24 protein-coding genes are annotated in these 23,536 nt (G+C 57.9%); 9 read left to right on the forward strand and 15 right to left on the reverse strand.

What is annotated here, in order from left to right; genetic code table 11:
* Window positions 1–17: 17 nt before the first annotated feature.
* The 4 genes from F506_RS10385 to lexA all read right to left on the reverse strand — a co-directional run bounded on the left by F506_RS10385 (window position 18) and on the right by lexA (window position 4,684).
* A complete protein-coding gene (locus F506_RS10385; RefSeq protein ID WP_053197212.1) occupies window positions 18–377 on the reverse strand; it encodes a flagellar protein FlaG in 360 nt (119 codons plus the stop codon).
* A 77-nt stretch (window positions 378–454) separates the two neighbouring features.
* The gene (locus F506_RS10390) at window positions 455–1,543 is read right to left on the reverse strand and encodes a flagellin N-terminal helical domain-containing protein (RefSeq protein ID WP_053197213.1); all 1,089 of its coding nucleotides are present in this window, start codon (window positions 1,541–1,543) and stop codon (window positions 455–457) included.
* A 337-nt stretch (window positions 1,544–1,880) separates the two neighbouring features.
* Entirely contained in the window at window positions 1,881–3,848 is a 1,968-nt protein-coding gene (locus F506_RS10395) for a tetratricopeptide repeat protein (protein ID WP_053197215.1), read from the reverse strand.
* A gap of 185 nt (window positions 3,849–4,033) precedes the next feature.
* Window positions 4,034–4,684 carry a transcriptional repressor LexA gene (gene lexA, locus F506_RS10400; protein WP_053197216.1) on the reverse strand — a complete coding sequence of 217 codons (651 nt, stop codon included), beginning with the start codon at window positions 4,682–4,684 and terminating at the stop codon, window positions 4,034–4,036.
* Window positions 4,685–4,937: 253 nt separating this feature from the next.
* Between lexA and rpsF the strand changes: the two genes are divergently transcribed.
* The 7 genes from rpsF to F506_RS10435 all read left to right on the forward strand — a co-directional run bounded on the left by rpsF (window position 4,938) and on the right by F506_RS10435 (window position 9,840).
* Window positions 4,938–5,306, forward strand: a complete 369-nt coding sequence (gene rpsF, locus F506_RS10405; protein WP_053197218.1) for a 30S ribosomal protein S6 — start codon at window positions 4,938–4,940, stop codon at window positions 5,304–5,306.
* 34 nt (window positions 5,307–5,340) lie between these two features.
* On the forward strand, window positions 5,341–5,634 hold the full coding sequence (gene priB, locus F506_RS10410) for a primosomal replication protein N (RefSeq protein WP_053197220.1): 294 nt from the start codon (window positions 5,341–5,343) through the stop codon (window positions 5,632–5,634).
* 34 nt (window positions 5,635–5,668) lie between these two features.
* Complete coding sequence (gene rpsR / locus F506_RS10415; RefSeq protein ID WP_007882558.1) at window positions 5,669–5,953, forward strand: 30S ribosomal protein S18; 285 nt, start codon at window positions 5,669–5,671, stop codon at window positions 5,951–5,953.
* Between the two features lie 26 nt (window positions 5,954–5,979).
* A complete protein-coding gene (gene rplI, locus F506_RS10420; RefSeq protein ID WP_053197222.1) occupies window positions 5,980–6,432 on the forward strand; it encodes a 50S ribosomal protein L9 in 453 nt (150 codons plus the stop codon).
* A gap of 173 nt (window positions 6,433–6,605) precedes the next feature.
* Window positions 6,606–8,012, forward strand: a complete 1,407-nt coding sequence (locus tag F506_RS10425) for a replicative DNA helicase (protein ID WP_053197224.1) — start codon at window positions 6,606–6,608, stop codon at window positions 8,010–8,012.
* A 108-nt stretch (window positions 8,013–8,120) separates the two neighbouring features.
* Complete coding sequence (locus F506_RS10430) at window positions 8,121–8,747, forward strand: DUF47 domain-containing protein (RefSeq protein ID WP_053197227.1); 627 nt, start codon at window positions 8,121–8,123, stop codon at window positions 8,745–8,747.
* Between the two features lie 85 nt (window positions 8,748–8,832).
* Entirely contained in the window at window positions 8,833–9,840 is a 1,008-nt protein-coding gene (locus F506_RS10435) for an inorganic phosphate transporter (protein WP_053197229.1), read from the forward strand.
* 78 nt (window positions 9,841–9,918) lie between these two features.
* Here F506_RS10435 and F506_RS10440 read toward each other — a convergent pair whose 3' ends face one another.
* The 11 genes from F506_RS10440 to F506_RS10485 form a co-directional block, all read right to left on the reverse strand.
* The gene (locus F506_RS10440; protein WP_053197231.1) at window positions 9,919–11,589 is read right to left on the reverse strand and encodes a PhoH family protein; all 1,671 of its coding nucleotides are present in this window, start codon (window positions 11,587–11,589) and stop codon (window positions 9,919–9,921) included.
* Window positions 11,564–12,040: a hypothetical protein gene (locus tag F506_RS23405; RefSeq protein ID WP_158443127.1), complete on the reverse strand. Its 477-nt coding sequence runs from the start codon at window positions 12,038–12,040 to the stop codon at window positions 11,564–11,566. Before F506_RS23405 ends, F506_RS10440 begins: the two co-directional genes overlap by 26 nt.
* Complete coding sequence (locus tag F506_RS10445) at window positions 12,033–12,512, reverse strand: peroxiredoxin (protein ID WP_268762603.1); 480 nt, start codon at window positions 12,510–12,512, stop codon at window positions 12,033–12,035. Before F506_RS10445 ends, F506_RS23405 begins: the two co-directional genes overlap by 8 nt.
* Window positions 12,513–12,599: 87 nt before the next feature.
* Window positions 12,600–13,541, reverse strand: a complete 942-nt coding sequence (locus tag F506_RS10450; protein ID WP_053197233.1) for a polysaccharide deacetylase family protein — start codon at window positions 13,539–13,541, stop codon at window positions 12,600–12,602.
* A gap of 264 nt (window positions 13,542–13,805) precedes the next feature.
* Window positions 13,806–14,861 carry a bifunctional UDP-4-keto-pentose/UDP-xylose synthase gene (locus F506_RS10455; RefSeq protein ID WP_053197234.1) on the reverse strand — a complete coding sequence of 352 codons (1,056 nt, stop codon included), beginning with the start codon at window positions 14,859–14,861 and terminating at the stop codon, window positions 13,806–13,808.
* 14 nt (window positions 14,862–14,875) lie between these two features.
* Window positions 14,876–15,793, reverse strand: a complete 918-nt coding sequence (locus F506_RS10460) for a formyltransferase (protein ID WP_053197235.1) — start codon at window positions 15,791–15,793, stop codon at window positions 14,876–14,878.
* Window positions 15,790–16,746 carry a glycosyltransferase gene (locus tag F506_RS10465; RefSeq protein ID WP_053197236.1) on the reverse strand — a complete coding sequence of 319 codons (957 nt, stop codon included), beginning with the start codon at window positions 16,744–16,746 and terminating at the stop codon, window positions 15,790–15,792. Before F506_RS10465 ends, F506_RS10460 begins: the two co-directional genes overlap by 4 nt.
* Before the next feature lie 143 nt (window positions 16,747–16,889).
* Window positions 16,890–18,011 (reverse strand): DegT/DnrJ/EryC1/StrS family aminotransferase, encoded by a 1,122-nt coding sequence (locus tag F506_RS10470; protein ID WP_053201466.1) that lies wholly within the window; start codon window positions 18,009–18,011, stop codon window positions 16,890–16,892.
* 84 nt (window positions 18,012–18,095) lie between these two features.
* A complete protein-coding gene (locus F506_RS10475) occupies window positions 18,096–18,467 on the reverse strand; it encodes an EamA family transporter (protein WP_053197238.1) in 372 nt (123 codons plus the stop codon).
* Complete coding sequence (locus tag F506_RS10480) at window positions 18,464–20,203, reverse strand: glycosyltransferase family 39 protein (protein WP_053197240.1); 1,740 nt, start codon at window positions 20,201–20,203, stop codon at window positions 18,464–18,466. The genes F506_RS10475 and F506_RS10480 overlap by 4 nt, the downstream gene beginning before the upstream one ends.
* 13 nt (window positions 20,204–20,216) lie before the next feature.
* Window positions 20,217–20,600, reverse strand: a complete 384-nt coding sequence (locus tag F506_RS10485; RefSeq protein ID WP_053197242.1) for an Mth938-like domain-containing protein — start codon at window positions 20,598–20,600, stop codon at window positions 20,217–20,219.
* 210 nt (window positions 20,601–20,810) lie between these two features.
* Here F506_RS10485 and F506_RS10490 point away from each other — a divergent pair, with 210 nt between their 5' ends.
* Both F506_RS10490 and F506_RS10495 read left to right on the forward strand, forming a co-directional pair.
* Window positions 20,811–22,040 (forward strand): pyridoxal phosphate-dependent aminotransferase, encoded by a 1,230-nt coding sequence (locus F506_RS10490; RefSeq protein ID WP_053197244.1) that lies wholly within the window; start codon window positions 20,811–20,813, stop codon window positions 22,038–22,040.
* 129 nt (window positions 22,041–22,169) lie between these two features.
* Entirely contained in the window at window positions 22,170–23,480 is a 1,311-nt protein-coding gene (locus tag F506_RS10495; protein WP_053197246.1) for a homoserine dehydrogenase, read from the forward strand.
* The last annotated feature ends 56 nt before the right edge of the window (window positions 23,481–23,536 follow it).

Below are 23,536 nucleotides of genomic sequence, written 5' to 3' on the forward strand. Positions count from 1 at the left end.
AACAGTTCGTAGCAGACTTACGCCTTGTGATTGATCAGCAAACCTTGCATCTTGTCAATCGACTTTGCGATAGCGACAGCTTCTTCGCTTGGAATCTGGCGAATGACGGCATCGGTTGCCTTATCGATGACTTTCACAATCGTTTTGCCGGTTTCCTGATCGCGCGAAAAATTGAGATCCGATGCATTCTTGCTGGCAAAGTCATTCAATTTATCAACGGCGTCGGCCACATCGCTTTCGGTCGAACGTTGTGCTTGCGGGGTTGCAGCAGGCGCAACTGTCGATACCACTGGATCTGGTTTGGTGTTGGACGGCTGCACCGGCGTGTACGAACCGGAATCGCCTGCAGCTGTGATATTAAGCGGGGAAATCGACATGTTTTTACTCCTTCATCAAGGAATATGCGGAGAATATTTACATATTCTCCGCATATTATCCTACATGGCTCTTAAGACTACTTCAACAGAGACAGGACGCTTTGCGGCGCGGAGTTCGCCTGCGAGAGCATCGCCGTACCTGCTTGTTGCAGAATTTGCGCACGTGTGAGGTTTGCAGTTTCTGCCGCGTAGTCGGTATCCATGATACGGCTGCGCGATGCGGTGATGTTTTCGCTCGAAATCTGCAAGTTGCTGATAACGGCGCTGAAACGGTTCTGAACTGCACCGAACTCTGCACGCTTGGACGAGATCAGGTTGATCGCGTTGTCCAGGTTCTTGATCGCCTTTTGTGCATCGCTTTGTGCCGATGGATCGGCAATTGCCTTGTCCAAAGCCAGCTTGGCGGAGTCGATCGTCGTTTGCAGAGTCACAGCCGACGATGCCAGCGCTGTTGCTGTCATTGTCGAACCTGTTGCGAACAGGTTGTCCAGAGCTGCCTTGGCCGAAGTGTAAGTCACTTGAGCTGCGTCAACCGAAGTAGTCACGCCCAGACCGATCAGACCCTTGGCGCTGGTGCCGATGACGTTTGCCATGGTCTTGTCGTTCGACAGATCGGACAGCGAGATGCTGATTTGATCGTTCAGCTTGTTGTCAACAACGTTGGCGCCGACTTGGAAAGTCAGTGTCAGCGAAGCGGAAACATTTGCCGAGTCGGAACCTGTACCAGCGCTGGCGCCGGAGCCGATACCTGTGAACAGGTTTTGGCCGTTGAAGGTTGTGCCGTTCAGAACACGGAAAACTTCGTCCGACAGTTGCTTGTATTCGTCGTTCAGAGTTTTACGGTCTTGGGCGCTGTTCGAACCGTTGGTTGCTTGAACAGCCAGTTCGCGCATACGTTGCAGGTTGTCGGTAACTGTGCTCAGTGCGCCTTCAGCGGTTTGAGCCAGGGAGATACCGTCGTTGGCGTTACGTTGCGCAACTGCCAGGCCTTTGACCTGAGCATTCATGCGGTCGGCAATTGCCAAGCCTGCAGCGTCGTCCTTTGCGCTGTTGACGCGCAGACCGGAAGACAAACGTTGAATCGAAGTATTCAACGACGATTGCGACGTGTTGAGGTTGCGTTGCGTGTTAAGCGACGCAATATTGGTATTAATGACTGATGCCATGTTAATTCTCCTAAGATTTGAGGCCGATAAATCCGAGTTTCAGTGCTTAACTTTGGTTTTTACCTAAAGCCTCAGGCGTTCAAACCGCTGTTGTTAGCTATATCGGACGGTATCGGAAAAAGTTTAATGTTTATCGCAAAAAAATTTTTCCAATGCTGTCCGACCTAAAACTGCGTGCTTCTATACGTCAAGCAAATCTTATTTCGACGCTATTTAAGAAAACTTTAGTGGGTATTCCTGGAAAAGTTCCAATTTTGATGCGCGGGAAGGCGGCAGGGGGATGATGCGGGGGACTTTGAGGGACTTGCCGCATCGGGGTGATGCGGCAAGTCTTTGATTAGGCAGCGGTTTTTTTCTTTTCTTGTGCCAGGGTTGCTAGCTCCGAAGCCACTTTGCTGATGACAGTCGGCCAATCGTTGCGGGTTTGTTGCCGGAACAGGCGCATGCTCGGATACCACGGCGAGTCTTCCCGCTCGTTCAGCCAGCGCCAGTCCGGCGTGTGGGCCAGTAATGTCCAAGTCGGGCGGCCGAGCGCGCCGGCAAGGTGGACCACCGAGGTGTCGACACTGATAATCAGGTCGAGGTTGGCCATTGCCGCCGCAGTGTCGGCAAAGTCGTTGAACGAGTCACCTATATTGTATACAGGCAGTTCTTTAGGAAGTTTAGCCAACTCCGGCGTGGCAAGTCCTTTCTGGATGGAAAAGAACTGCACGCCAGGCGTATTAAATAGCGGGGCAAAGATGTCGAGCGGAATCGAACGTTTCCGATCATTGCCGTGCTCAGGATTGCCGGCCCAGACGAAGCCGACCCGCAAATCGCTGGTGTTGCCCGCGAGCATGTCGATTTTCTCTTTCCAGGTCTTGATGTCCTGCGGATCGGCTGACAGATAATACGGATAGGAGGGAATGTCCTCCACGCTATCTGTGCCCAGCGCATGCGGCAAGCTCATCAGTACGTAGGCGCAATCGCACTTGGGCAACGGATCTGTCTCGCGCACCAGGGTCACTTGGTCGGATACGCTACGGAACAGGCGAGCAAGCGGATCCTTGACGTGTAGCGCCACGCGGGCGCCTTGCGCCAGCAGCAAGTGGACGTAGCGCACGAACTGAATGCTGTCGCCGAAGCCTTGTTCGTGCATCAGCAGGATATATTTGCCCTTCAACGAAGATTTGCCGTCCCATTTCGGGATCATTCCGAAAAGCTTGTGAATCAGCTTGTAAACATAGCTGCGTTCCTTGACTTCAAGGCGGCTTTCGTGATTTGCCCAGCCTTCCTTCAGATCGCCCGCCAGTAATTGCCCTAATGCAAGGTTGTGCTGGGCGGTCAGATAGTTGGGCTTGAGCGCCAGCGCATCGTGGAAAAACTGCAGCGAAGACACCGTTTCGCCATAGTCATACATGGTTGCTCCAATGTTATTCAGCGTCAACGGATGCTTGGGGTCCACTTCGAGTGCCTTGCGGAACAGCGCCATCGCGTCTTCATAGCGGTCCTGGGTGGAAAACAGGCTGGAGGCAAGCTTCGCGTAGCTGTTCGGGTCCTTGGGCGCCAATTCGATGACCCGCTGGTAGTGCTCGTGGGCCTTGTCGTAGTCTTTTTGCTTGATATACGTGTCGGCAATCTTGTTCTGGGCGTAAATGTCGGTCGGATCCAGCAACAGCGAGGTCTTGTGGCATTCAAGGGCATCCTTGAGCATGCCCATTTCCTGGAAGGCGATGCCCAGGTTGGTGTGCGCCGGCGCAAAGTTGATCTGCAGCTGCAGCGCTTTGAGCAAAACCTCGATCGCTTCCTTGTATTGCTTGGCATCGATCAGGGCTTTGCCCAGATGGGACAGCGGGCCTGGTGCGTCCGGGTTGCGTTTGACGGCATCCTCGAAGTAGGCAATCGAGGCGTCCGGATCGTTTTTTTCATGCAGCGCGTTGGCCAGGCCGATGCGCGCGTCCTTGTTGTCTGTGTTGAGCTTGATGGCTTCGTCGTACAGCGCGATCGAATCATCGATGCGATCCTGCTTGAGAACGGAGGTGGCCAAATTGGCGACGTATTCCGAATTGGTCGGATCTGCAGCTACTGCTTTACGCAGGGCAGCCTCTGCGGCGACATAGTCGTTCTCATGCATGGCGATCAGACCCCAGGCATGATTGGCATAGACCAGATTGGGCGCGCGCTTGAGTACCTGAGCGCACAATACTTTCGCTTCGGCGACCTTGTGGTCGTCCAGCAAGCCCAGGCATTCTCTTACGGCGAGGAGATCTTTGACATTGGGTTGAGCATTCTTGTGGGCGGGCTTGTTGCTGCTACGCGTTGACATTGTGATTCCTTACCGGATTGAATAGTTATGCTGTTGCACGAGCGGGCTGCGAATGCGAATTGAGCTGCCCGGTCGCAATAAGCTATACGTATCATATGATGCAATTCCGGTTTCGATCCGGCAAACAGACGTAAAAAAAGCCCGCGATTTAGCGGGCTTTAGTTTGTGTGGGGCTCGAGGCGGGATCAGTTCCAGCTGCGCAGCAAGCCCACGGCCAAGCCTTCCAGAGCGAAGTTTTCTTCCTCGGAAGAGACCTTGATCACCTTGAAGTCGGGATTTTCCGGCAGCAGTTCAATCAGGGAGCCGGTCTTGCGATAGCGCTTGACGGTGACGTCGTCGCCTATTCGCGCCACGACGATCTGCCCGTTGCGCGCCTGATCGGCCTTTTTCACCGCCAGCAAGTCGCCGTCCAGTATGCCCGCATCGCGCATCGACATGCCGCGCACTTTCAGCAAATAGTCCGGTTTGGCCGAGAACAGCGCCGGATCGACGTTGTAATTGCTTTCGATATGTTCTTGCGCCAGGATCGGCGAACCGGCGGCGACGCGGCCTACCAGCGGCAGCGACAGCTGCATGAGCGCCGGGTGCGGCAGGGCCATCTGGCGGCCCGGATTGCCGGCCGATCCATCGCGCAGGCGGATGCCGCGCGAGGTGCCTGGTGAAATCTCAATGGCGCCTTTGCGCGCCAGTGCCTGCAAATGTTCTTCGGCGGCGTTGGCGGAGCGGAAGCCGAGCTCGTTGGCGATCTCTGCCCGCGTCGGCGGGAAGCCGGTATTTTCGATGGCATCTTTGATCAGATTCAGAATCTGTTCCTGGCGAGCGGTCAGTTTGAGCATGTCGGCTTTCGGGGGAAGTTATGCTGGTTGCATAAACAGTCTGTATTTTTATACAGTTATAAAGCAGTGTCAATCTGCAATATTGAAATCATGTCATCGGCCGTTTTCTGATTTGTGGGCCCGGGCCCACGGCAAATGCCTGAAAGCATTGAGGTTTTTGACATTCTGTTATATGATTGCGGGCTTTCCTCTTCCCACACTCGTCTTGACGCCGAGGTGGGCGATTTGTTAATCAGTCCATAAAGGAGTCTACATGCGTCATTATGAAATCGTATTTATCGTCCATCCGGACCAAAGCGAGCAAGTTCCAGCGATGATCGAGCGTTACAAGGGCATCGTTACTGCACGCGGCGGCAAGATTCACCGTGTCGAAGATTGGGGCCGTCGTCAATTGGCGTACCAAATCCAAAAACTGGCAAAAGCACACTACGTTTGCCTGAATATCGAAGTTGACGGCGAAACTCTGGCCGAAATCGAAACCGGCTTCAAGTTCAACGATGCAGTGTTGCGTCATCTGACAGTCAAGTTGAAGAAGGCCGAAACCGGTCCTTCGCCAATCCTGAAGGCTGTCCAGAAAGAAGACGCCGCAAAGAGCAATCGCGCAGAAGCACCAGCGGCCTGATTGCTGATATCGCGATAGAAAAGCACCAGGGAGCGTGAATCACTTTCAGTTTGTTGCCAGTATCGCCGAGCGTGACGTCATACGTTACACCCCGGCCGGCATCCCGGTAGTGACTGCGAAGTTGCAGCACCAGTCGGAACAGACGGAAGCAGGCATCAAGAGGTTGGTCGAGTTTGAAATCACTGCATTCGCTGCAGGTGAAATTTCAGGCCGGCTCAATCAGGCCGGTCTCGGCGAGATGCTCAAGTTCAGTGGCTTCATGGCGCGCAGGAATCGCAACAGCAAAAGCCTCGTGTTTCACATCGTTGATTTTGAATCTGTAGTTTAGAACCACTCAATTTTTAGATATCAGGAGCCGCAAAATGGCATTCGGTAAAAAGTTCGATAAAAGCAAGTTGAAGCAAAAACGCCAACAGCAAAACCCGCTGTTCAAGCGCAAAAAATTCTGCCGTTTCACAGCAGCAGGTGTTGAGCAAGTCGATTACAAAGACGTCGACACCCTGAAGGATTTCGTGCAAGAAAACGGCAAGATCATGCCAGCACGTCTGACCGGCACCAAGGCACACTATCAGCGTCAAGTTGACACTGCGATCAAGCGCGCACGCTACCTCGCGTTGCTGCCATACACAGATCTGCACAACGCGTAATTGACGACGAGATATAGGAGAAAAACATGCAAGTCATTCTGTTGGAAAAAGTCGTTAATCTCGGTGGTCTGGGCGAAGTCGTCCGCGTCAAGGACGGTTACGCACGTAACTTCCTGATCCCGCAACGCATGGCGCGCCGCGCCACAGCAACCGCCATCGCCGAATTCGAAGCGAAGCGCGCCGAGCTGGAAAAGGCCGCCGCTGAAAAGCTGGCAGCAGCACAAGCCCAAGGCGAAAAGCTCACCGGCCTGACAGTCAAGATCACCCAGAAGTCCGGCGTTGACGGTCGTCTGTTCGGTTCCGTGACCAACTTTGACATCGCTGATGCGCTGACAAAGCAAGGTTTCCCGGTCGAAAAGGCGCAAGTTCGTCTGCCACAAGGTCCTCTGAAGATCGTTGGCGAGCACGCTGTTTCGGTTGCTCTGCACACCGACGTCGTGGTTGACGTGACTGTTGCTGTTGCGGGCGACCACGCGTAATTCATCACGCCAAGTCGTTCCATCTGTTTTGATAAAGAAGCCGGGTTCGCCTGGCTTTTTTATTTTTACCGGCCTGTGGCGACATGCCGCGGCCGGTGCAAGTCCGACTGCAGGTTGTAAAACCGCCGGCTAATTCGTCCCCGCACCTGAAGCGACTACTCTTAGCAGGTATAATGCGCGCCATGAACGCATCTCCCGATCCGCAACTAGAATCCCTGCGCGTCCCGCCGCACTCCATCGAAGCCGAACAATCCGTCCTTGGCGGTTTGCTGCTCGACAACGCCGCGTGGGATCGTATCGCCGACTTCGTCAGCGCGGAAGATTTCTATCGCTACGATCATCGCATCATTTTCCAGCACATCGTCAAGCTGATCAACGAAACCAAGCCGGCCGACGTGATCACGGTCTACGAAGCGATGTCCACCAGCGGCAAGGCCGAAGAGGTGGGCGGCCTGAGCTATCTCAACGCGCTGGCGCAAAACACGCCCTCGGCGGCGAATATCCGCCGCTACGCCGAAATCGTGCGCGACCGCAGCATTCTGCGCAAGCTGATCACGGTCTCCGACGAGATTTCCGGCGACGCTTTCCATCCGCAGGGCAAGAACGTCAAGCAGATGCTGGATGAAGCGGAATCAAAAATTTTCGCCATCGCCGAAGAGGGCTCGCGCGGCTCCCAGGGCTTCCTGTCGATCCAGCCGCTGCTTACCCAGGTGGTGGAGCGTATCGACGAACTGTACAACCGCGACAGCACCAGCGACATCACCGGCGTGCCGACCGGCTTCATCGACCTCGACAAGATGACTTCCGGGTTGCAGCCAGGCGACCTGATCATCGTCGCCGGCCGTCCTTCCATGGGTAAAACCGCGTTTTCCATCAACATCGGTGAAAACGTTGCCATCGACAGCGGCTTGCCGGTTGCGGTGTTTTCGATGGAAATGGGCGGCGCCCAGCTGGCCATGCGTATGCTCGGTTCGGTCGGCCGTCTCGACCAGCATCGCCTGCGCACCGGCCGTCTGATCGACGAAGACTGGCCGCGCCTGACGCATGCGATCCAGAAGATGAACGATGCGCAGTTTTACATCGATGAAACGCCGGCTTTGAGCCCGATTGAATTGCGCGCCCGTTCGCGCCGCCTGGCGCGGCAATGCGGCAAGCTTGGTCTGATCATCATCGACTACCTGCAACTGATGTCAGGCAACGGCGGCGGCAACAGCGGCGAAAACCGGGCCTCTGAAATTTCTGAAATTTCACGGAGCCTGAAGGGCCTGGCCAAGGAACTCAATTGCCCGGTAATCGCCTTGTCGCAGCTGAACCGCGCGCTGGAGCAGCGCCCCAACAAGCGTCCCGTGATGTCGGACTTGCGCGAATCCGGCGCTATCGAGCAGGATGCGGACGTAATCTTGTTCATTTATCGCGACGAAGTTTACAATCCCGATTCACCTGACAAAGGTACCGCGGAAATCATCATCGGCAAACAGCGTAACGGGCCGATCGGCAGCATCCGCCTTGCCTTCCTGGGGCAATTTACCAAGTACGACAACTATGTCGGCAGTCTGGCGTCGCCTTACGGCGGCGACTGACGCTGCGTGGTTCATCGCTCAGCCCCGGGCTGGGTGGACAATGCAGGCCGCTTCTCGGGCGGCTCATGTTGTGTAAGCGAAGCATAATTATTGATAAGAGAGTGGAACATGTTTGGACGCCTGATGCCCTCCGAGGGCAAGTTTTTTGATCTGTTCAACCAGCACGCGGAGCTGGGTGTGAAGTGCGCCAAGGAAATGGTCGCATTGATGACCAATTTCGACGACCTGGAAATTCGCGTGCATGCGATCGAGACCCTGGAAAAGCAGGCGGACAAAGTCACTCACAACACGATTGAGCTGCTGCACAAGACCTTCATTACGCCGCTGGACCGTGATGACATCCATCAATTGATCACCCGCATGGACGACATCCTCGACCTGCTGGAAGATGGCGCGCAGACCATTTCGCTGTACGACATCAAAGCCATCACGCCGGAAGCCAAGCGCCTCGCCGAGCTGTGCCTGGCCTGTGCAGAGAAGGTGAAGGCAGCTGTCGGCCTGCTGCACAACATGGACAACTCGCGCCAGATCCTCGCCATCTGCGAAGAGATCGACCGCTTCGAGTCGGATGCCGACCATGTCATGCGCGCCGCCATGTCCAAGCTGTTCCGCGATGAGCCGGACGTGCGCAACCTGATCAAGCTCAAAGCCATCTACGAAATCCTGGAAACCGTTACCGATCGCTGCGAAGACGTCGCCAACATCATTGAAGGCATCATCGTCGAAAACGCCTGACTTTCGCCATTGACTGCGCCGGCGCTCGACACTGGCGCCGTCGCAGCGCGATGTTGCCGCCGCTTCTCAAGACAACGGTTTATCCATGCATACAGTTCAAATTAGTTTTCACATTCTTGCCTTGCTGATCGTCCTGGCGCTGCTGTTCGATTTCATGAATGGTTTCCATGATGCGGCAAATGCAATTGCGACGGTGGTTTCCACCGGCGTGTTGCGTCCGCAGACAGCCGTGGCGATGGCGGCGTTCTTCAATCTGGCCGCCGTCTTTGTTTTTCACCAGCTGCATGTCGCCGCCTCGGTGGGCAAGGGCACTATCGATCCGGCGGTGGTCGATCACGTGGTGGTGTTCGGCGCGCTGGTCGGCGCGATTTTCTGGAATCTGGTGACCTGGTACTACGGCATTCCGTCGTCTTCGTCGCATGCCCTGATCGGTGGTCTGGTGGGCGCAGCAGTGGCCAAGGCCGGCACCGGTTCGCTGGTGGCTTCCGGCCTGATCAAGATCGTCATCTTCATCGTGCTGTCGCCGTTGCTGGGCTTTATCCTGGGCTCCATCATGATGTTGCTGGTGTCGTGGATCTTCGTGCGCTCGACGCCGCGCAAGGTCGACGGCTGGTTCCGCCGCGCGCAGTTGGTGTCGGCATCGATGTACAGTCTCGGCCATGGCGGCAATGACGCGCAGAAGACCATCGGCATCATCTGGATGCTGTTGATTGCGTCGGGCAATTCCGGAGCGGACAATCCGCCGATGTGGGTCATCATCAGCTGCTATTGCGCCATCAGCCTGGGCACCTTGTTCGGCGGCTGGCGCATCGTCAAGACCATGGGCCAGAAGATCACCAAGCTCAAACCGGTAGGCGGCTTCTGCGCCGAAACCGGCGGCGCCATCACGCTCTTCATTGCCACCGCGTTGGGCGTGCCGGTCTCGACCACGCACACCATTACCGGCGCCATCGTCGGCGTCGGCGCGTCGCACAAGATGTCGGCGGTGCGCTGGGGCGTGGCAGGCAATATCGTGTGGGCCTGGATCTTCACGATTCCGGCATCGGCCTTCGTCGCTGCGATCGCCTGGTGGATCGGCATGCACATCCTGTAAGCGGGCGATCTCGACGGACAATAAAAAAGCCACCTCGCGGTGGCTTTTTTATTTGCAGCGTACTTCTCCGATACTGCCTTACAGGACGTCGCTGGCATGATCCGCCAAACGCGAACGTTCTCCGCGCGCCAGCGTGACGTGACCGCTGTGCGACCAACCTTTGAAGCGATCGACCACGTAAGTCAGGCCGCTCGAACCTTCCGTCAGGTATGGCGTGTCGATCTGCGCGATATTGCCGAGGCAGACGATCTTGGTGCCGGGACCTGCGCGCGTCACCAGGGTTTTCATCTGTTTCGGCGTCAGGTTCTGCGCTTCGTCGATGATCAGGAATTTGTTGACGAAGGTGCGACCGCGCATGAAGTTCAGCGACTTGATCTTGATGCGCGAGCGGATCAGGTCTTGCGTTGCCGCGCGACCCCATTCGCCGGCGTCGCCGTCGGACTTGTTCAGCACTTCCAGGTTGTCGTCGAAGGCGCCCATCCACGGCCCCATCTTTTCTTCCTCGGTACCGGGCAGGAAACCGATATCTTCGCCCACCGGTACGGTGACGCGGGTGACGATGATTTCATTGTAGTTCTTGGTTTCCAGCACTTGCGCCAGGCCGGCAGCCAACGCCAGCAGGGTCTTGCCGGTGCCGGCCTGGCCCAGCAGCGTGACGAAGTCGCACTCCGGATTCATCAGCAGGTTCAGGGCGAAGTTCTGCTCGCGGTTGCGCGCCGTAATGCCCCATACGCTGTTCTTGGTGTGGCCGTAGTCGCGCAAGGTCTGCAGGACCGCGGTCTTGCCGTTGATTTGCGTGACCTGGCCGTAGAAGGCCGGCTCGCCGTTCTTCGGTTCGATGAAGACGAACTGGTTCATCAGCATGGAAGGCACGTGAGGACCGGTCACACGATAGTAGGTGTAACTGGTGCCATGCTTGTTTTCCTGCCACGATTCCATGCCCTTGCCATGCTTGGTCCAGAAATCGTCCGGCAACTGCTGGATGCCCGAATACAGCAGGTCGGTATCTTCCAGCACGTGGTCGTTGAAGTAATCTTCCGCCGGCAAACCGATGGCGCGCGCCTTGATGCGCATGTTGATGTCCTTCGACACCAGCACGACCGGGCGGTCCGGATATTGCTGATCGAGTGCGCGCACCACGCCGAGAATCTGGTTGTCGGCTTTGCCTTCCGGCAGGCCGTCGGGCAGCTTGGCGTTCTGCAGCTTGGTCTGGAAGAACAGGCGGCCCTTGGCGTCCTTGTTGCCCAGCTTGGACAGCGGGATGCCGAGGTCGATGGCATCTTCGGCGATGTCGCTGACCAGCGCATCGAGCGAGCGCGAAATCTGGCGTGCATTGCGGGCGACTTCCGACATGCCCTTTTTATGGTTGTCGAGTTCTTCCAGCGTGATCATCGGCAGATAGATGTCATGCTCCTCGAAGCGGAACAGCGAGGTCGGATCATGCATCAGCACATTGGTGTCGAGTACGAACAGCTTCGACACGCCGAGCTTGTCGGCAATGCGGCTGGTGGTCGACTTGGCGCGCGATTCCAGCACTTTCGGTGTGGCCGCGCGCGGTTTTTCGACTGGGCTCTTGCCGGTGATTCTGGCTTGCGGCTGCGGCGTCGCCTTGGCGGCCGGAGCAGCGATCGGTGCAGCAGGTTCTACCAATGCGATATGGGGTTTGACGGTTTTACCGCGTTCGGCCTTCGGATAATCTTTGGGTGCCAATAAGGCAGCTGGTTTACTCGGCAGTTTGGGCAGGGGCATCAGAACCTCGGTAGTGAAGGGAAGAAAAATGCCGCTTTGTCAGAGCGTACAGGTACTGCTGGAGGTGCAACAACGAACGACTGCCGCTAATAAAACCCTTCTTGGTACAGGCATGCGCCGCCGACGGACGCAGGAAAAGAGGAAGGAGGGCTTGATTAGTGGAAGAGGTGACGGCTGCGGACAAGGCAATGCCGCGCGTACCGCCGGTACAGGCGCGGCGTGTTGCCGGCGTTTTATCCACAGTGCAAATTTGCAAAGTAAAAAAGCCGTTTTGGCAGGTTCGGGACCTGATCCAAAAACGGCTTCCAAAAAACGGTTTTCTATTTGAATTCAAAGGCTTATCTAAATTGACCGCATCTTTCGGCTGGCGGCTGCAACATGACTCTTGAGATCGATCCTGCTGCCGCTCGGGGAAACGTCTGTCATCGTCGAACGAACGTTTCTTAAGCAATTGTCTTCACAAAACTGAGCACCTCGTCGACATGCGATGGCACTTTTACTCCACGCCATTCTTTCACCAATGTGCCCGATCCGTCAATCACAAACGTGCTGCGCTCGACGCCGCGGACTTTCTTGCCATACATGTTCTTCATTTTCATGACGTCGAACATGATGCACAGCGTTTCGTCCGGATCGGAAATCAGTTCAAAGGGCATGTCCAGCTTGGCCTTGAAACCTTCATGCGACTTCAGGCTGTCGCGGCTGATGCCGAAGATTTCAGTATTGCACTTCTGGAATTCCGGATAGCTTTCGCGAAACTGGATGCCTTCGGTCGTGCAGCCCGGCGTATTGTCTTTTGGATAAAAGTACAGCACCAGGTTTTTGCCTTTGCAATCCGACAGCGTGAAGGTTTTGCCGCTGGTCATCGCAGCGGAAAATTCCGGTACGGCCTTGTTCAGTATGGATGGTGTGTCGTCAGTCAAAATAGCGTCCCGAGGTGAGTGTTGGTGTTGTGTCGTCGAGAATTCTGCAATGTCGCGCGTGTACTTTGCACACGTTGCGTGCGTTGCTTATGCCGCCTGCAAGATCATGTCGCCGGAACGTCCCGGCAACTCACCCCATACGATGGGAAGAATCGGCAGGACATCGTCCTTCACGCCCTGGTAGTACTCGCCCATCGACACAAGATCGTAGCCCTGGGCGCGCCAGCCAAGCAGCAATTGTTCGAAGATGGGGGCGAGTTTCTGCCCTTCAAGTTCGGCATGCAAGGTAAAGACATGGTCGCGGCGCTGTTCTGTCAATCGCAACAGCATAGCGGCGACATTTGACGCGTCCATGACAACGCCGTTGATGGTGCGGCCGAGCAGCTCGTCCAGCGTCGGCAGCGTGGTCGGCAACTGCACGCACGACAAGGTTTTGCCGCCGGACGAGAGGCGATGCGGGCCGGCAGCGAAATCCAGCAGCGAACCGTCTTCGTTGAGAACCGCGCGGCCATCCGAGGAATACGCGATGCCGAACTCGTCGAGCTGGGCAAAAGCATAATCGTTCATCTGCCAGCCGGCGGCGCCGTGCGTCACCGGGGTATGGCCGAAAATGTCGTGGAAACGCGCATAGGAGCGTTGCATGGTCTCGCGCGTCCACGCGGCATCGCGCGTGCGCACGTGGTCCTGCCAAACGCGGTGATCCCAGGTGTGAATGCCGCATTCGAAGCCGGCGTCGCGCACTGCGCGCATGTACTTTGCACAGGTCTTGCCGATGTCCGGCGCCGGCAGCAGCGTGCCGTACATCAGCGTCTTGATGCCGTAATGCTCGACCACCGACGTGCGCGACACTTTGCTGAAGAAGCCGGGACGGAATACCTGCTTGAGCGCCCAGCCGGTGTGATCGGGACCGAGCGAAAACAGGAAGGTCGCATTGGCGTCATGACGCAGCAGTTGCTGGACCAGATTGGGAACGCCTTCGCGGGTGCCGCGATAGGTGTCGGCGTCAATTTTGAGAGTAATCTGAGGCAAGGTTGCTTGCTTTCTTGAGGGGAGCACGGCGGCGTCGGCGGCGATGTTCTGGTCATGACGACAGCGTGCGCGGATCCGGTTGCCTGATGATCAAATTGTGGCACGAAAGGCGCGGCGAATAAACCCATTTTGAGGATTCATTCGTATTTTCCTGCTTGTTCCGGTGTCCAGGCCTGCATGCCGCACGGCTGTTCAAGCACGAAAACAAGCACGAAAAAAAATCCGCCCGGAGAGGGCGGATTCGCTTGTCCGTTCCGACGAGGTTCAGTCGACCAGAGCGCGGGCTTCTGCAACCTGGCCACGATACGCGTCAAAAATATTGCGCAGTGTGTCGGCCATGGTGAAGGTCGGCTTCCAGTTCAGTTCTTCACAGGTGTTGGTGATCTTCGGCACGCGGTTCTGCACGTCCTGGTAACCCTTGCCGTAGTAGGCTGCGGATGTGGTCTCCACCAGTTTGACCTGCTTGGCCGAATCGGCGTATTCCGGATACTCGGCGGCCAGCTTCAACATCATGTCGGCCAGATCCTTGATCGAGTAGTTGTTGGTCGGGTTGCCGATGTTGTAGATCTTGCCGGTGGCGATACCGCCTTCATTGGCGATGATTTTCATCAGCGCATCGATGCCGTCGTCGATATAGGTGAAGGCGCGCTTTTGCTGGCCGCCGTCGACCAGCGAGATGTTCTCGCCGCGCACGATATGACCGAAGAACTGGGTCACGACGCGCGAGCTGCCTTCCTTCGGCGTATGGATCGAATCCAGGCCGGCGCCGATCCAGTTGAACGGGCGGAACAGCGTGAAGTTCAGGTTGTCTTCCATGCCGTAGCCCCAGATCACGCGATCCATCAATTGCTTGGAGCAGGAGTAAATCCAGCGCGGCTTGTTGATCGGGCCGCAGATCAGTTCCGATTCTTCAGGATCGAATTCGTCGTCATGGCACATGCCATAGACTTCCGAGGTCGACGGGAACACCAGATGCTTGCCGTACTTGGCCGCTGCACGCACGATTGGCAGATTGGCTTCGAAGTCCAGTTCAAACACGCGCAGCGGCTTGTTGACGTAAGTCGACGGTGTCGCGATGGCGACCAGCGGCAGGATCACGTCGCATTTCTTGACGTGGTACTCGACCCATTCCTTGTTGATCGTGATGTCGCCTTCGAAGAAGTGCATGCGCGACTTGTATTCCTCGTTGTCCAGGATGTCGGTGATGCGATCGGTCATCATGTCCATGCCGTAGACGTGCCAGTCCGTGGTTTCCAGGATGCGCTTGGACAAGTGATGGCCGATGAAGCCGTTGACGCCGAGAATGAGGACTTTTTTCATAATATGTGGACGGCTTAGACAGCCATGTATTTCAGATAATTGTTAAGAGAGGCGTCCTGATCGTTGATCTGGATGCCCAGGATTTGCAGATAGTTGCCGTCGCCGCAACGCGCGTAGAGACGGCCGCCTTCAAAGAACTTGTCTTGAGCGCCGTGCGACCTCTCAAGCGTGGGGCGGGCCGACGCCGGCACCAATCGCGTTCTCACCAGCGTGATTTTATCACCTGCGATTTCCTCGAAGGCGCCGGGATAGGGCGGCGCGACGGTCCGGACCAGATTATGCACGTGCTGGGCCGGTTTTTTCCAGTCGATACGACCGTCTTCCGGCTTGCGGCCGCCGAAATAGCTACCCTTGGACAGGTCGTTGGGCAGCTTGGGCGTGCGTCCGGCCAGTATCAGCGGCAGCACGCGCCACAGAGTTTGCTCGGCGGCAACCACCACCTTGCCGAACACTTCGAAGGCGGTGTCGTCCGGCAGGATCGGCACCGCCGTCTGCGCGACGATGGCGCCGGCATCCGGCTTGGCGGCCATTTCATGCAGGGTGGCGCCGGTTTCGGTCTCGCCGTGCAACACAGCCCAGTTGATCGGCACGCGGCCGCGGTACTTCGGCAGCAGCGAGCCGTGCATGTTGTAGGCGCCATGCTTGGCCAGGGCCAGCAGGTTCACCGGCAGCATGTGGCGGTAATAGAAACTGAAGATGAAATCCGGCTGCGCGGCCTGCACTTGCGTGAACAATTGCGGCGACTTCGGATCTTCCGGCGTGATGTACGGAATGCCGTATTCACGGCAAACGCCGGCGACCGAATTGAACCAGATGTTCTCGGTCGCGCTGTCTTCGTGCGTCACCACCAGCGCCACGCGCACGCCGCGCGCAAGCAGCACCTTCAGGCAGCGCACGCCGACATCGTGATAGGCAAAGACGACCGCGTTCATGAGCTTTGCTTGTCCTGCTCGTAAGACTGTTCCAGCACCGTCAGGACCACATAGCGCGGACGTGCGCGCACCTGCAGATAGATGCGGCCGATGTATTCGCCCAGCAGGCCGATGCCGAACAGGATGACGCCGATCAGGAAGAAGGTGATCGCGAACAGCGTGAACACGCCTTGCACTTCGGCGCCGAGGATGAAGCGGCGGATCACCATCAGGATGAACAGTGCCGCCGAAGCGAACGACAAGCCGATGCCGAGCAGCGAAAAGAATTGCAGCGGCACCAGCGAGAAGCCGGTGACCAGGTCGAAGTTCAGGCGGATCAGGCTGTACAGCGAATACTTCGATTCGCCGGCTGCGCGTTCTTCATGCTCGACGATGATTTCCGCCGGTTTGCGCGCAAAGGTGTAGGCCAGCGCCGGCACGAAAGTATTGACCTCGCGGCACTGGTTGATCAGGTCGATGACGTTGCGGCCGTAGGCGCGCAGCATGTTGCCCTGGTCGGTCATCTTGATATGGGTGATCTTTTCACGCAGGCGGTTCATTGCCTTGGACGCCCAGGTGCGCCATGCCGAATCCTGGCGCTGGCGGCGGATCGAGCCGACGTAGTCATAGCCTTCGCGGATCTTGGCCACCAGGTTGCCGATTTCTTCCGGCGGATTTTGCAGGTCGGCATCGAGCGTGATGACGATGTCGCCGCGCGTTGCCTCGAATCCTGCCAGGATCGCCATGTGCTGGCCGTAGTTGCCGTTGAAGAGCACCACGCGGGTGACGTCCGGGCGCAGCCGATACTGGTCGGCCAGGATGGCGGCCGACTTGTCGCGGCTGCCGTCGTTGACGTAAATGATTTCGTAGGACGCGCCGAGAGCGTCCAGCGCCGGATAAAGGCGGTCGAACAGCTTGGCGAGGCCGGATTCCTCGTTATAGACGGGAATGACGACGGAAATTTCTGGTTTCATCAAAGCCTGGAAGGAAAAATTGCTGTACTGAAAGCGTTACTGTAAACCATGCAATGCAAGCCGCATACCATGCGCCGGCCGGCAGCCGATACGAGCAATCAGCGCGCCGGAGTTGCTTTGCGGACATGCAATTGCGGGTCAACTCAGGCGAGCACGGATTTTACCGCGCCGACTGCGCGTTCGACATCTTCTTTACTCATTGCAGTAAACATCGGCAGCGACACGATCAGGCGGCCGACGCGCTCGGCGATCGGGAACATGCCTTCGCGGAAGCCGCGGTCGCGGTACAGCTTGAGCAGGTGGATCGGCGGGTAGTGGTAACCGATGCCGATCTGGCGCTCCATCATCTTTTCCATGAAGGCGGCGCGCGTGATGCGTTCCGGCAAGACCAGCTGGAACATGTGCCAGTTGGAGTTCTCGAAGTCGGCAACAGGCAGCTGGGCGCCGCTTTGAGCCTCGAAGTCGGCGCCGAACAGGTCAAAGTAGTGTTTGGCCAGTCCGCGGCGCTTGTCGGTGATCGCGTCAATATGGGCAAATTGCCCCAGGCCGATTGCAGCCGCGATGTCGGTCATGTTGAACTTGCCGCCCAGCACGTCGACTTCCAGGCCGTCGAAGCCGCTGCGGGTGACGCCTTGCAGGCGGTATTTTTCCGCCAGGCGCGCCTCATCGGGATTATTGACAACCAGGCAACCGCCCTCGGAGCTGGTGACGTTCTTGTTGGCCTGGAAACTGAACGAGACGAAGTCTCCGAACGCGCCGATGCGCTTGCCTTTCCAGGTCGAGCCGAGCGCCTGGGCTGCATCTTCGATCACGCGCAGGTTATGCTTTTTGGCGATCGCATACAGGCGGTCCATGTCCACCGGCAGGCCAGCCAGGTAAACCGGAATCACGGCCTTGGTGCGGGGCGTGATGGCGGCTTCCAGCTTGTCCAGGTCGATGTTGCGGGTGACCGGATCGATGTCGGCGAACACTGGCGTGGCGCCGGTTTCGATGATCACGTTGGCGGTAGCGACCCAGGAAATCGGCGTCGTGATGACTTCGTCGCCGGCGCCGATACCGGCAATGCGCAGCGCGATTTCCATGGTGCAGGTGCCGGAGTTGAAAGTGCGCACGATGCGGCCGTCAAAATAGTCGGACAAAGCCTTCTCAAATGCCTGCACCTTGGGGCCGCTGGTGATCCAGCCGGAACGCAGCACGTCGGCGACGGCGGCGATGGTGGGTTCGTCGATGGTCGGCTTGGAAAATGGCAGGAATGGCTGAGTCATGGATTGTTCGCAATAATCTGGAGTGGTGAATTCGGCCTGCAGCGTCGCGATCATGTCGCTTTTGCGCAGGCCGCATATTGTAAATCAGCTTCTTGTCAACAGAATAACGCCGACGATGATTACGCCGATGGCCAGCAGGCGCTGCGCCGACACCACTTCGCCGAGGAAATACCAGGCCCCGACGGCGTTGATGATGTAGCCCAGCGACAGCAGCGGATAAGCGATCGTCACGTCCACGCGGGACAGTCCGATGATCCACACGCCGACCGAAATGACGTAGCAGGTCAGGCCGCCGATAATCGGCAATTGCGTGGCCAGCTTGATGCCGGTGGAGAACCAGTTCTCTGCCGTCAGGTGGATCGCGCCGACGGCATTGGTGCCGGCCTTGAGCAGCAGCTGGGCGACGGCGTTGAGGCAGATGCCGACGAAGATGAAGCCGAAGGTGGTGAGGTTCATGGCGCCGCTTTCTTGTTCTTGTCGCCCGCAGTTGTGGCGCCGGAGGCTGCATCGGGATTGTTCGCCACGATCACGCGGCGCGGATCCTCGCCGATCAGGCGCATCGGCACGCCGCGCTGCTTCAGGTCGGCGTACACCGTCGGATCCATGATGGCGATGTCCTTCTTGCCGGCGGTGTGGTCGGTGACCCATTGCGCGACGAAGGCGTCAATGGTCGGCAGCCACAGTTGCGGCTCCTGCTTCAGGCCGAATTCCATTTCATCGGCATGGCGCACCAGCGTCATTGTCCGCTGCAGATAGAAGGGCAAGGCCTGCTCGTAACGGCCGACCAGGTACATCGGCGTTTCCGGCGTCAGTTCGGCCTGCAGTGCCGGGACATAATCGATGCCGGCCGAATAGCGGCCCTGAGGATCGTGGCCCAGCATCAGCAATTGTCCGCTGACGAAGGCCGCTGCGGCCAGGAACACCACCGCCAGATCTTTTTGCGAGCGGGCAAAACGAATCGCCAGCACCGCGCCGATGAAGGCGACGATGGTCGCCGCATAAATCCAGGGCACGTGAGCGGTCACCAGCGGCAGCGAGTAGGCGTCCTTGGCCAGCGAAGGCACGCGCGGGATGAAGGCCATGGCGATGGCGCAAGGCACGGCAACCACCGAGGCCGACCAGACGATCGCCTTGAACGATGCGCGTTCCAGGTAGCTGGCGATCAGCAGCGCCAGGGTCGGGAAAATCGGCAGGATGTAGGACGGCAGCTTGGAGCCGGAAATGCTGAAGAACACGAAGATGAACACCGACCACACCAGCAGCATCTTGCGCGGCTGGAACTTGCCGTTGGTCAGGCTGTTGAAGCTGCTGTTGCCCTGGTCTTCACGCAGTCCGTGCAACAGGCTTTGCACGAATACGCCCAGCCATGGCAGGATGCCGAGCAGCAGAATCGGGATGAAGTAGTACCACGGACCGGTGCGGCTGTGGATCTTGGTGGTAAAGCGCTGGAAGTGTTCGTGGATGAAGAAGAATTGCGGGAATTCCGGATTCTTCAGCGACACCAGCACGAACCACGGTGTCGTGATGGCGAAGAACAGAATCAGGCCCTTGATCATGTGCAGCCGCTTCCAGATCGCCCAGTCGCGCGAAAAAATGGTGTACAGCACCAATACTGCGCCCGGCAGCACGATGCCGATCAGTCCCTTGGACAAGACCGCCAGCGCCATGCCGGCCCAGCACAGCAGCATCCAGTTGCGCTGTTCGTCCCGATTGGCGTCGTTGCGTTGCGCCAGCAGCAGGGCGCAGATGCTCAGCGTCATCATGCCCGCCAGGCCCATGTCGAGCGTGTTGATGTGAGCCATACCGGCCCAGAAGAGGCTCGAACCCAGCACCAGCGGGGCATAGAACGCCACGCGCGCGTTGAACACGCGGCGGCCGGTATAGGCCACCAGGCCGATGCCGAACAGGCCGCACAGGCCGGTCCACAGCCGCGCCTGCCATTCGCCGAGGCCGAACAGCTCGAAGGTGATGGCGTTCATCCAGGTTTGCAGCGGCGGCTTTTCGAAATACTTGATGCCGTTCAGGCGGGTGGTGATCCAATCCTGCGTGGCGACCATTTCGCGCGCCATTTCGGCGTAGCGGCCTTCGTCGGTCGGCACCAGGGTGCGCGCGCCCAGCATGTAGAACCAGATCAGCAGGAAGAAGATGAGCAGCGTCCAGACGAACGCTTTGGATTTGTACAAGTCGCGCATCGCGGCGAGGTCCTTAAGCTGATTTTGGTTCGAGAATCAATGCCAGCGCCACTTTACGGCCCTCTGCCATGAGAATGTTGTACGTGCGGCAAGCCGCCTGGTTATCCATGCACTCGACGCCGATGCGGCGCGCAGTAAGCACGGCGGTCAGTTTCGGATGGACGAAACGCTGGCGTGCGCCGGTGCCGAGGATCACGACATCGGGGCGGGTGGCGTCGATCTGGTCGAAATGTTCGGTGGTCAATGCGTCGAACGAGGTCACCGGCCAGGGCGCCGGCGGGGTTTCCGGCAGCACGATCAGGCTCTGCTCGAAGCGGATCGCGTTCAGTTCGACACCGCTGTCGTCATAGGACGAAACGGTCTGGTATTGCTGGGTTTCTGTGGAATGGAGCTTCATGGCGCGCAGTGTCGAAATGCCGCCGGCGGTCGGGCCGCCCAGGCTATTTTCGGCAATAAGGTCTTAAAGTGCTGCATTGTAGCGTTTTCCGGTTCGGGACTATGTTTTATTCATTGATAAAATGGAAGGCTTTCGGCAAAATGGCCGGTTCCGGCGGCTCCGCCGGGCAGGCCGAGCAAGCGTATCAGGCTCATTCAAAGGATTAGTACCGTGCGACCGATTCAAAAATCGAAAAAACTGGCGGATGTCTGCTACGACATCCGTGGCCCCGTGCTGGAAAAAGCGCGGCAAATGGAAGAAGAAGGCCACAAGATCATCAAGCTGAACATCGGCAACCTGGCCGCCTTCGGTTTCGATGCGCCCGATGAAATCGTGCAGGACATGATCCGCAACATGGGCAACGCCTCCGGCTATACCGACTCCAAGGGCCTGTTCGCGCCGCGCAAGTCGATCATGCACTACACCCAGCAAAAGAACATCCAGGGCGTCACCATTGACGACATCTATCTCGGCAACGGCGCCTCCGAGCTGATCGTCATGAGCGTCAATGCCTTGCTCAACACCGGCGACGAAGTGCTGGTGCCGTCGCCCGACTATCCGCTGTGGACCGCCGCAGTGAGCCTGTCGGGCGGTACACCGGTGCACTACGTCTGCGACGAGCAGCAGGGCTGGCAACCGGACATCGCCGACATTCGCAAGAAGATCACGCCCAACACCAAGGCGATCGTGGTCATCAACCCGAACAACCCGACCGGCGCGCTGTACTCCACCGAAGTGCTCAAGGAGCTGGTCGAAGTCGCGCGCCAGCACCAGCTGATCATTTTCGCCGACGAGATCTACGACAAGGTCCTGTACGATGGCAACACGCATACCTCGCTGGCCTCGCTGGCCGACGACGTGCTGTTCATCACCTTCAACGGCTTGTCGAAGAACTACCGTTCCTGCGGCTACCGCGCCGGCTGGATGGTGGTGTCCGGCGAGAAGAAGCACGCCAAGGATTACATCGAAGGCCTCAACATGCTGGCGTCGATGCGCCTGTGCGCCAATGCGCCGGGCCAGTACGCCATCCAGACCGCTCTGGGCGGCTACCAGAGCATCAACGACCTGGTCGCGCCGAGCGGCCGCCTGGCCAAGCAACGCGACCTCGCGCACAAGCTGCTTACCGACATCCCGGGCGTGACCTGCGTCAAGCCGAAGTCGGCGCTGTACATGTTCCCGCGCCTTGATCCGGATATCTATCCGATCAAAGACGACCAGGAGTTCGCCTACGAGCTGCTGGCCGAAGAGAAGGTGCTGATCGTCCAGGGCACCGGCTTCAACTGCCCGACGCCGGATCACTTCCGCGTGGTGTTCCTGCCGAACACCGACGACCTGACCGAATCGATGGGCCGCATTGCGCACTTCCTCGAAGCTTACCGCCGGCGTCACGGTACCAATTGAACCAAACATGATTCATCGGCTTGCTCCGCACGTGGCAGGGCAAGCCGGCAGTTCCGGTTTTACCGCAGTATCCGTCGGCAATCGTTTTGATTCCTGCAGACGGCTTTTTTTATCAACCACGAAGACAATATGAAATCCATCAAAGTAGGTTTGCTCGGCATCGGCACCGTGGGTTCCGGTACTTTCAATGTATTGAAGCGCAATCAGGAAGAAATTGCGCGGCGCGCAGGGCGCGGCATTGAAATTACCATGGTGGCCGATCTGAACACGGAGCGCGCCACCGAGCTGACCAATGGACAAGTCAAGGTTGTCAACGACGCCAATCTGGTGGTCAACGACCCGGACATCGATATTGTCATCGAGCTCATCGGCGGCTACGGTCTCGCCAAGGACCTGGTCCTGAAGGCGATCGCCAACGGCAAGCATGTGGTCACCGCCAACAAGGCGCTGATCGCCACGCACGGCAACGAGATCTTCAAGGCCGCGCAGGAAAAGGGCGTGATGGTCGCATTCGAAGCGGCCGTTGCCGGCGGCATCCCGATCATCAAGGCCTTGCGTGAAGGCCTTACCGCCAACCGCATCCAGTGGATCGCCGGCATCATCAATGGCACCACCAACTTCATCCTGTCCGAGATGCGCGACAAGGGCCTGGACTTCGACGTCGTGCTGAAAGAAGCGCAACGCCTCGGTTACGCCGAAGCCGATCCAACCTTTGACATCGAAGGCGTGGACGCGGCGCACAAGCTGACCATCATGGCCTCGATCGCCTTCGGCATCCCGGTGCAGTTCGACAAGGCGCACGTGGAAGGCATCACCAAGCTGCAAGCCACCGATATCCGCTACGCCGAGCAACTGGGCTACCGCATCAAGCTGCTGGGCATTACACGCCAGACAGAAAAGGGCATTGAGCTGCGCGTGCATCCGACGCTGATTCCGACCGGCCGCCTGATCGCCAACGTCGAAGGCGCGATGAACGCCGTCATGGTGCGCGGCGATGCCGTCGGCGAGACGCTTTACTACGGCAAGGGCGCTGGTTCCGAGCCGACCGCTTCGGCCGTGATCGCCGATCTGGTCGACATCACCCGACTGGCCACGGCCGATCCGGAACACCGCGTACCATCGCTGGCGTTCCAGCCCAACGCCATGGCCGACACGCCGGTTCTGCCGATGCAGGACGTCACCACCAGCTACTACCTGCGCATGCATGTGGCCGACAAGCCGGGCGTGCTGGCTGACGTCACGCGCATCCTGGCGGATTCGTCGATTTCCATTGACGCCATGCTGCAAAAAGAACCGGCCGAGGGGGAACAGCAGACCGACATCATCATGCTCACGCACCAGACCCAGGAGCGCAACATCGAGGCCGCCATCGCCAAGATCGAAGCACTGTCGACGGTGGTCGGCAGTGTGATGAAGATTCGCCTGGAAGAGTTGAACTGAGGCGAATTGAAGCTGTTGTTGAAAATGCCGTAAAAAAAGGGAGCCTGCGGGCTCCC

It is taken from the genome of Herbaspirillum hiltneri N3, from assembly GCF_001267925.1.
Lineage (GTDB): Bacteria > Pseudomonadota > Gammaproteobacteria > Burkholderiales > Burkholderiaceae_D > Herbaspirillum > Herbaspirillum hiltneri.

Bases quoted from the DNA above. Each gene is read 5' to 3' on its own strand.
- F506_RS10465 (WP_053197236.1), bottom strand. From the start codon at position 16,746: ATGAAACCAGAAATTTCCGTCGTCATTCCCGTCTATAACGAGGAATCC.
- F506_RS10460 (WP_053197235.1), bottom strand. From the start codon at position 15,793: ATGAACGCGGTCGTCTTTGCCTATCACGATGTCGGCGTGCGCTGCCTG.
- F506_RS10475 (WP_053197238.1), bottom strand. From the start codon at position 18,467: ATGAACCTCACCACCTTCGGCTTCATCTTCGTCGGCATCTGCCTCAAC.
- F506_RS10425 (WP_053197224.1), top strand. From the start codon at position 6,606: ATGCGCGCCATGAACGCATCTCCCGATCCGCAACTAGAATCCCTGCGC.
- F506_RS10485 (WP_053197242.1), bottom strand. From the start codon at position 20,600: ATGAAGCTCCATTCCACAGAAACCCAGCAATACCAGACCGTTTCGTCC.
- F506_RS10440 (WP_053197231.1), bottom strand. From the start codon at position 11,589: ATGCCCCTGCCCAAACTGCCGAGTAAACCAGCTGCCTTATTGGCACCC.
- F506_RS10435 (WP_053197229.1), top strand. From the start codon at position 8,833: ATGCATACAGTTCAAATTAGTTTTCACATTCTTGCCTTGCTGATCGTC.
- rpsF (WP_053197218.1), top strand. From the start codon at position 4,938: ATGCGTCATTATGAAATCGTATTTATCGTCCATCCGGACCAAAGCGAG.
- F506_RS10430 (WP_053197227.1), top strand. From the start codon at position 8,121: ATGTTTGGACGCCTGATGCCCTCCGAGGGCAAGTTTTTTGATCTGTTC.
- F506_RS10390 (WP_053197213.1), bottom strand. From the start codon at position 1,543: ATGGCATCAGTCATTAATACCAATATTGCGTCGCTTAACACGCAACGC.
- rplI (WP_053197222.1), top strand. From the start codon at position 5,980: ATGCAAGTCATTCTGTTGGAAAAAGTCGTTAATCTCGGTGGTCTGGGC.
- F506_RS10495 (WP_053197246.1), top strand. From the start codon at position 22,170: ATGAAATCCATCAAAGTAGGTTTGCTCGGCATCGGCACCGTGGGTTCC.
- lexA (WP_053197216.1), bottom strand. From the start codon at position 4,684: ATGCTCAAACTGACCGCTCGCCAGGAACAGATTCTGAATCTGATCAAA.
- F506_RS10480 (WP_053197240.1), bottom strand. From the start codon at position 20,203: ATGCGCGACTTGTACAAATCCAAAGCGTTCGTCTGGACGCTGCTCATC.
- F506_RS10470 (WP_053201466.1), bottom strand. From the start codon at position 18,011: ATGACTCAGCCATTCCTGCCATTTTCCAAGCCGACCATCGACGAACCC.
- F506_RS10395 (WP_053197215.1), bottom strand. From the start codon at position 3,848: ATGTCAACGCGTAGCAGCAACAAGCCCGCCCACAAGAATGCTCAACCC.
- rpsR (WP_007882558.1), top strand. From the start codon at position 5,669: ATGGCATTCGGTAAAAAGTTCGATAAAAGCAAGTTGAAGCAAAAACGC.
- F506_RS10455 (WP_053197234.1), bottom strand. From the start codon at position 14,861: ATGAAAAAAGTCCTCATTCTCGGCGTCAACGGCTTCATCGGCCATCAC.
- F506_RS10385 (WP_053197212.1), bottom strand. From the start codon at position 377: ATGTCGATTTCCCCGCTTAATATCACAGCTGCAGGCGATTCCGGTTCG.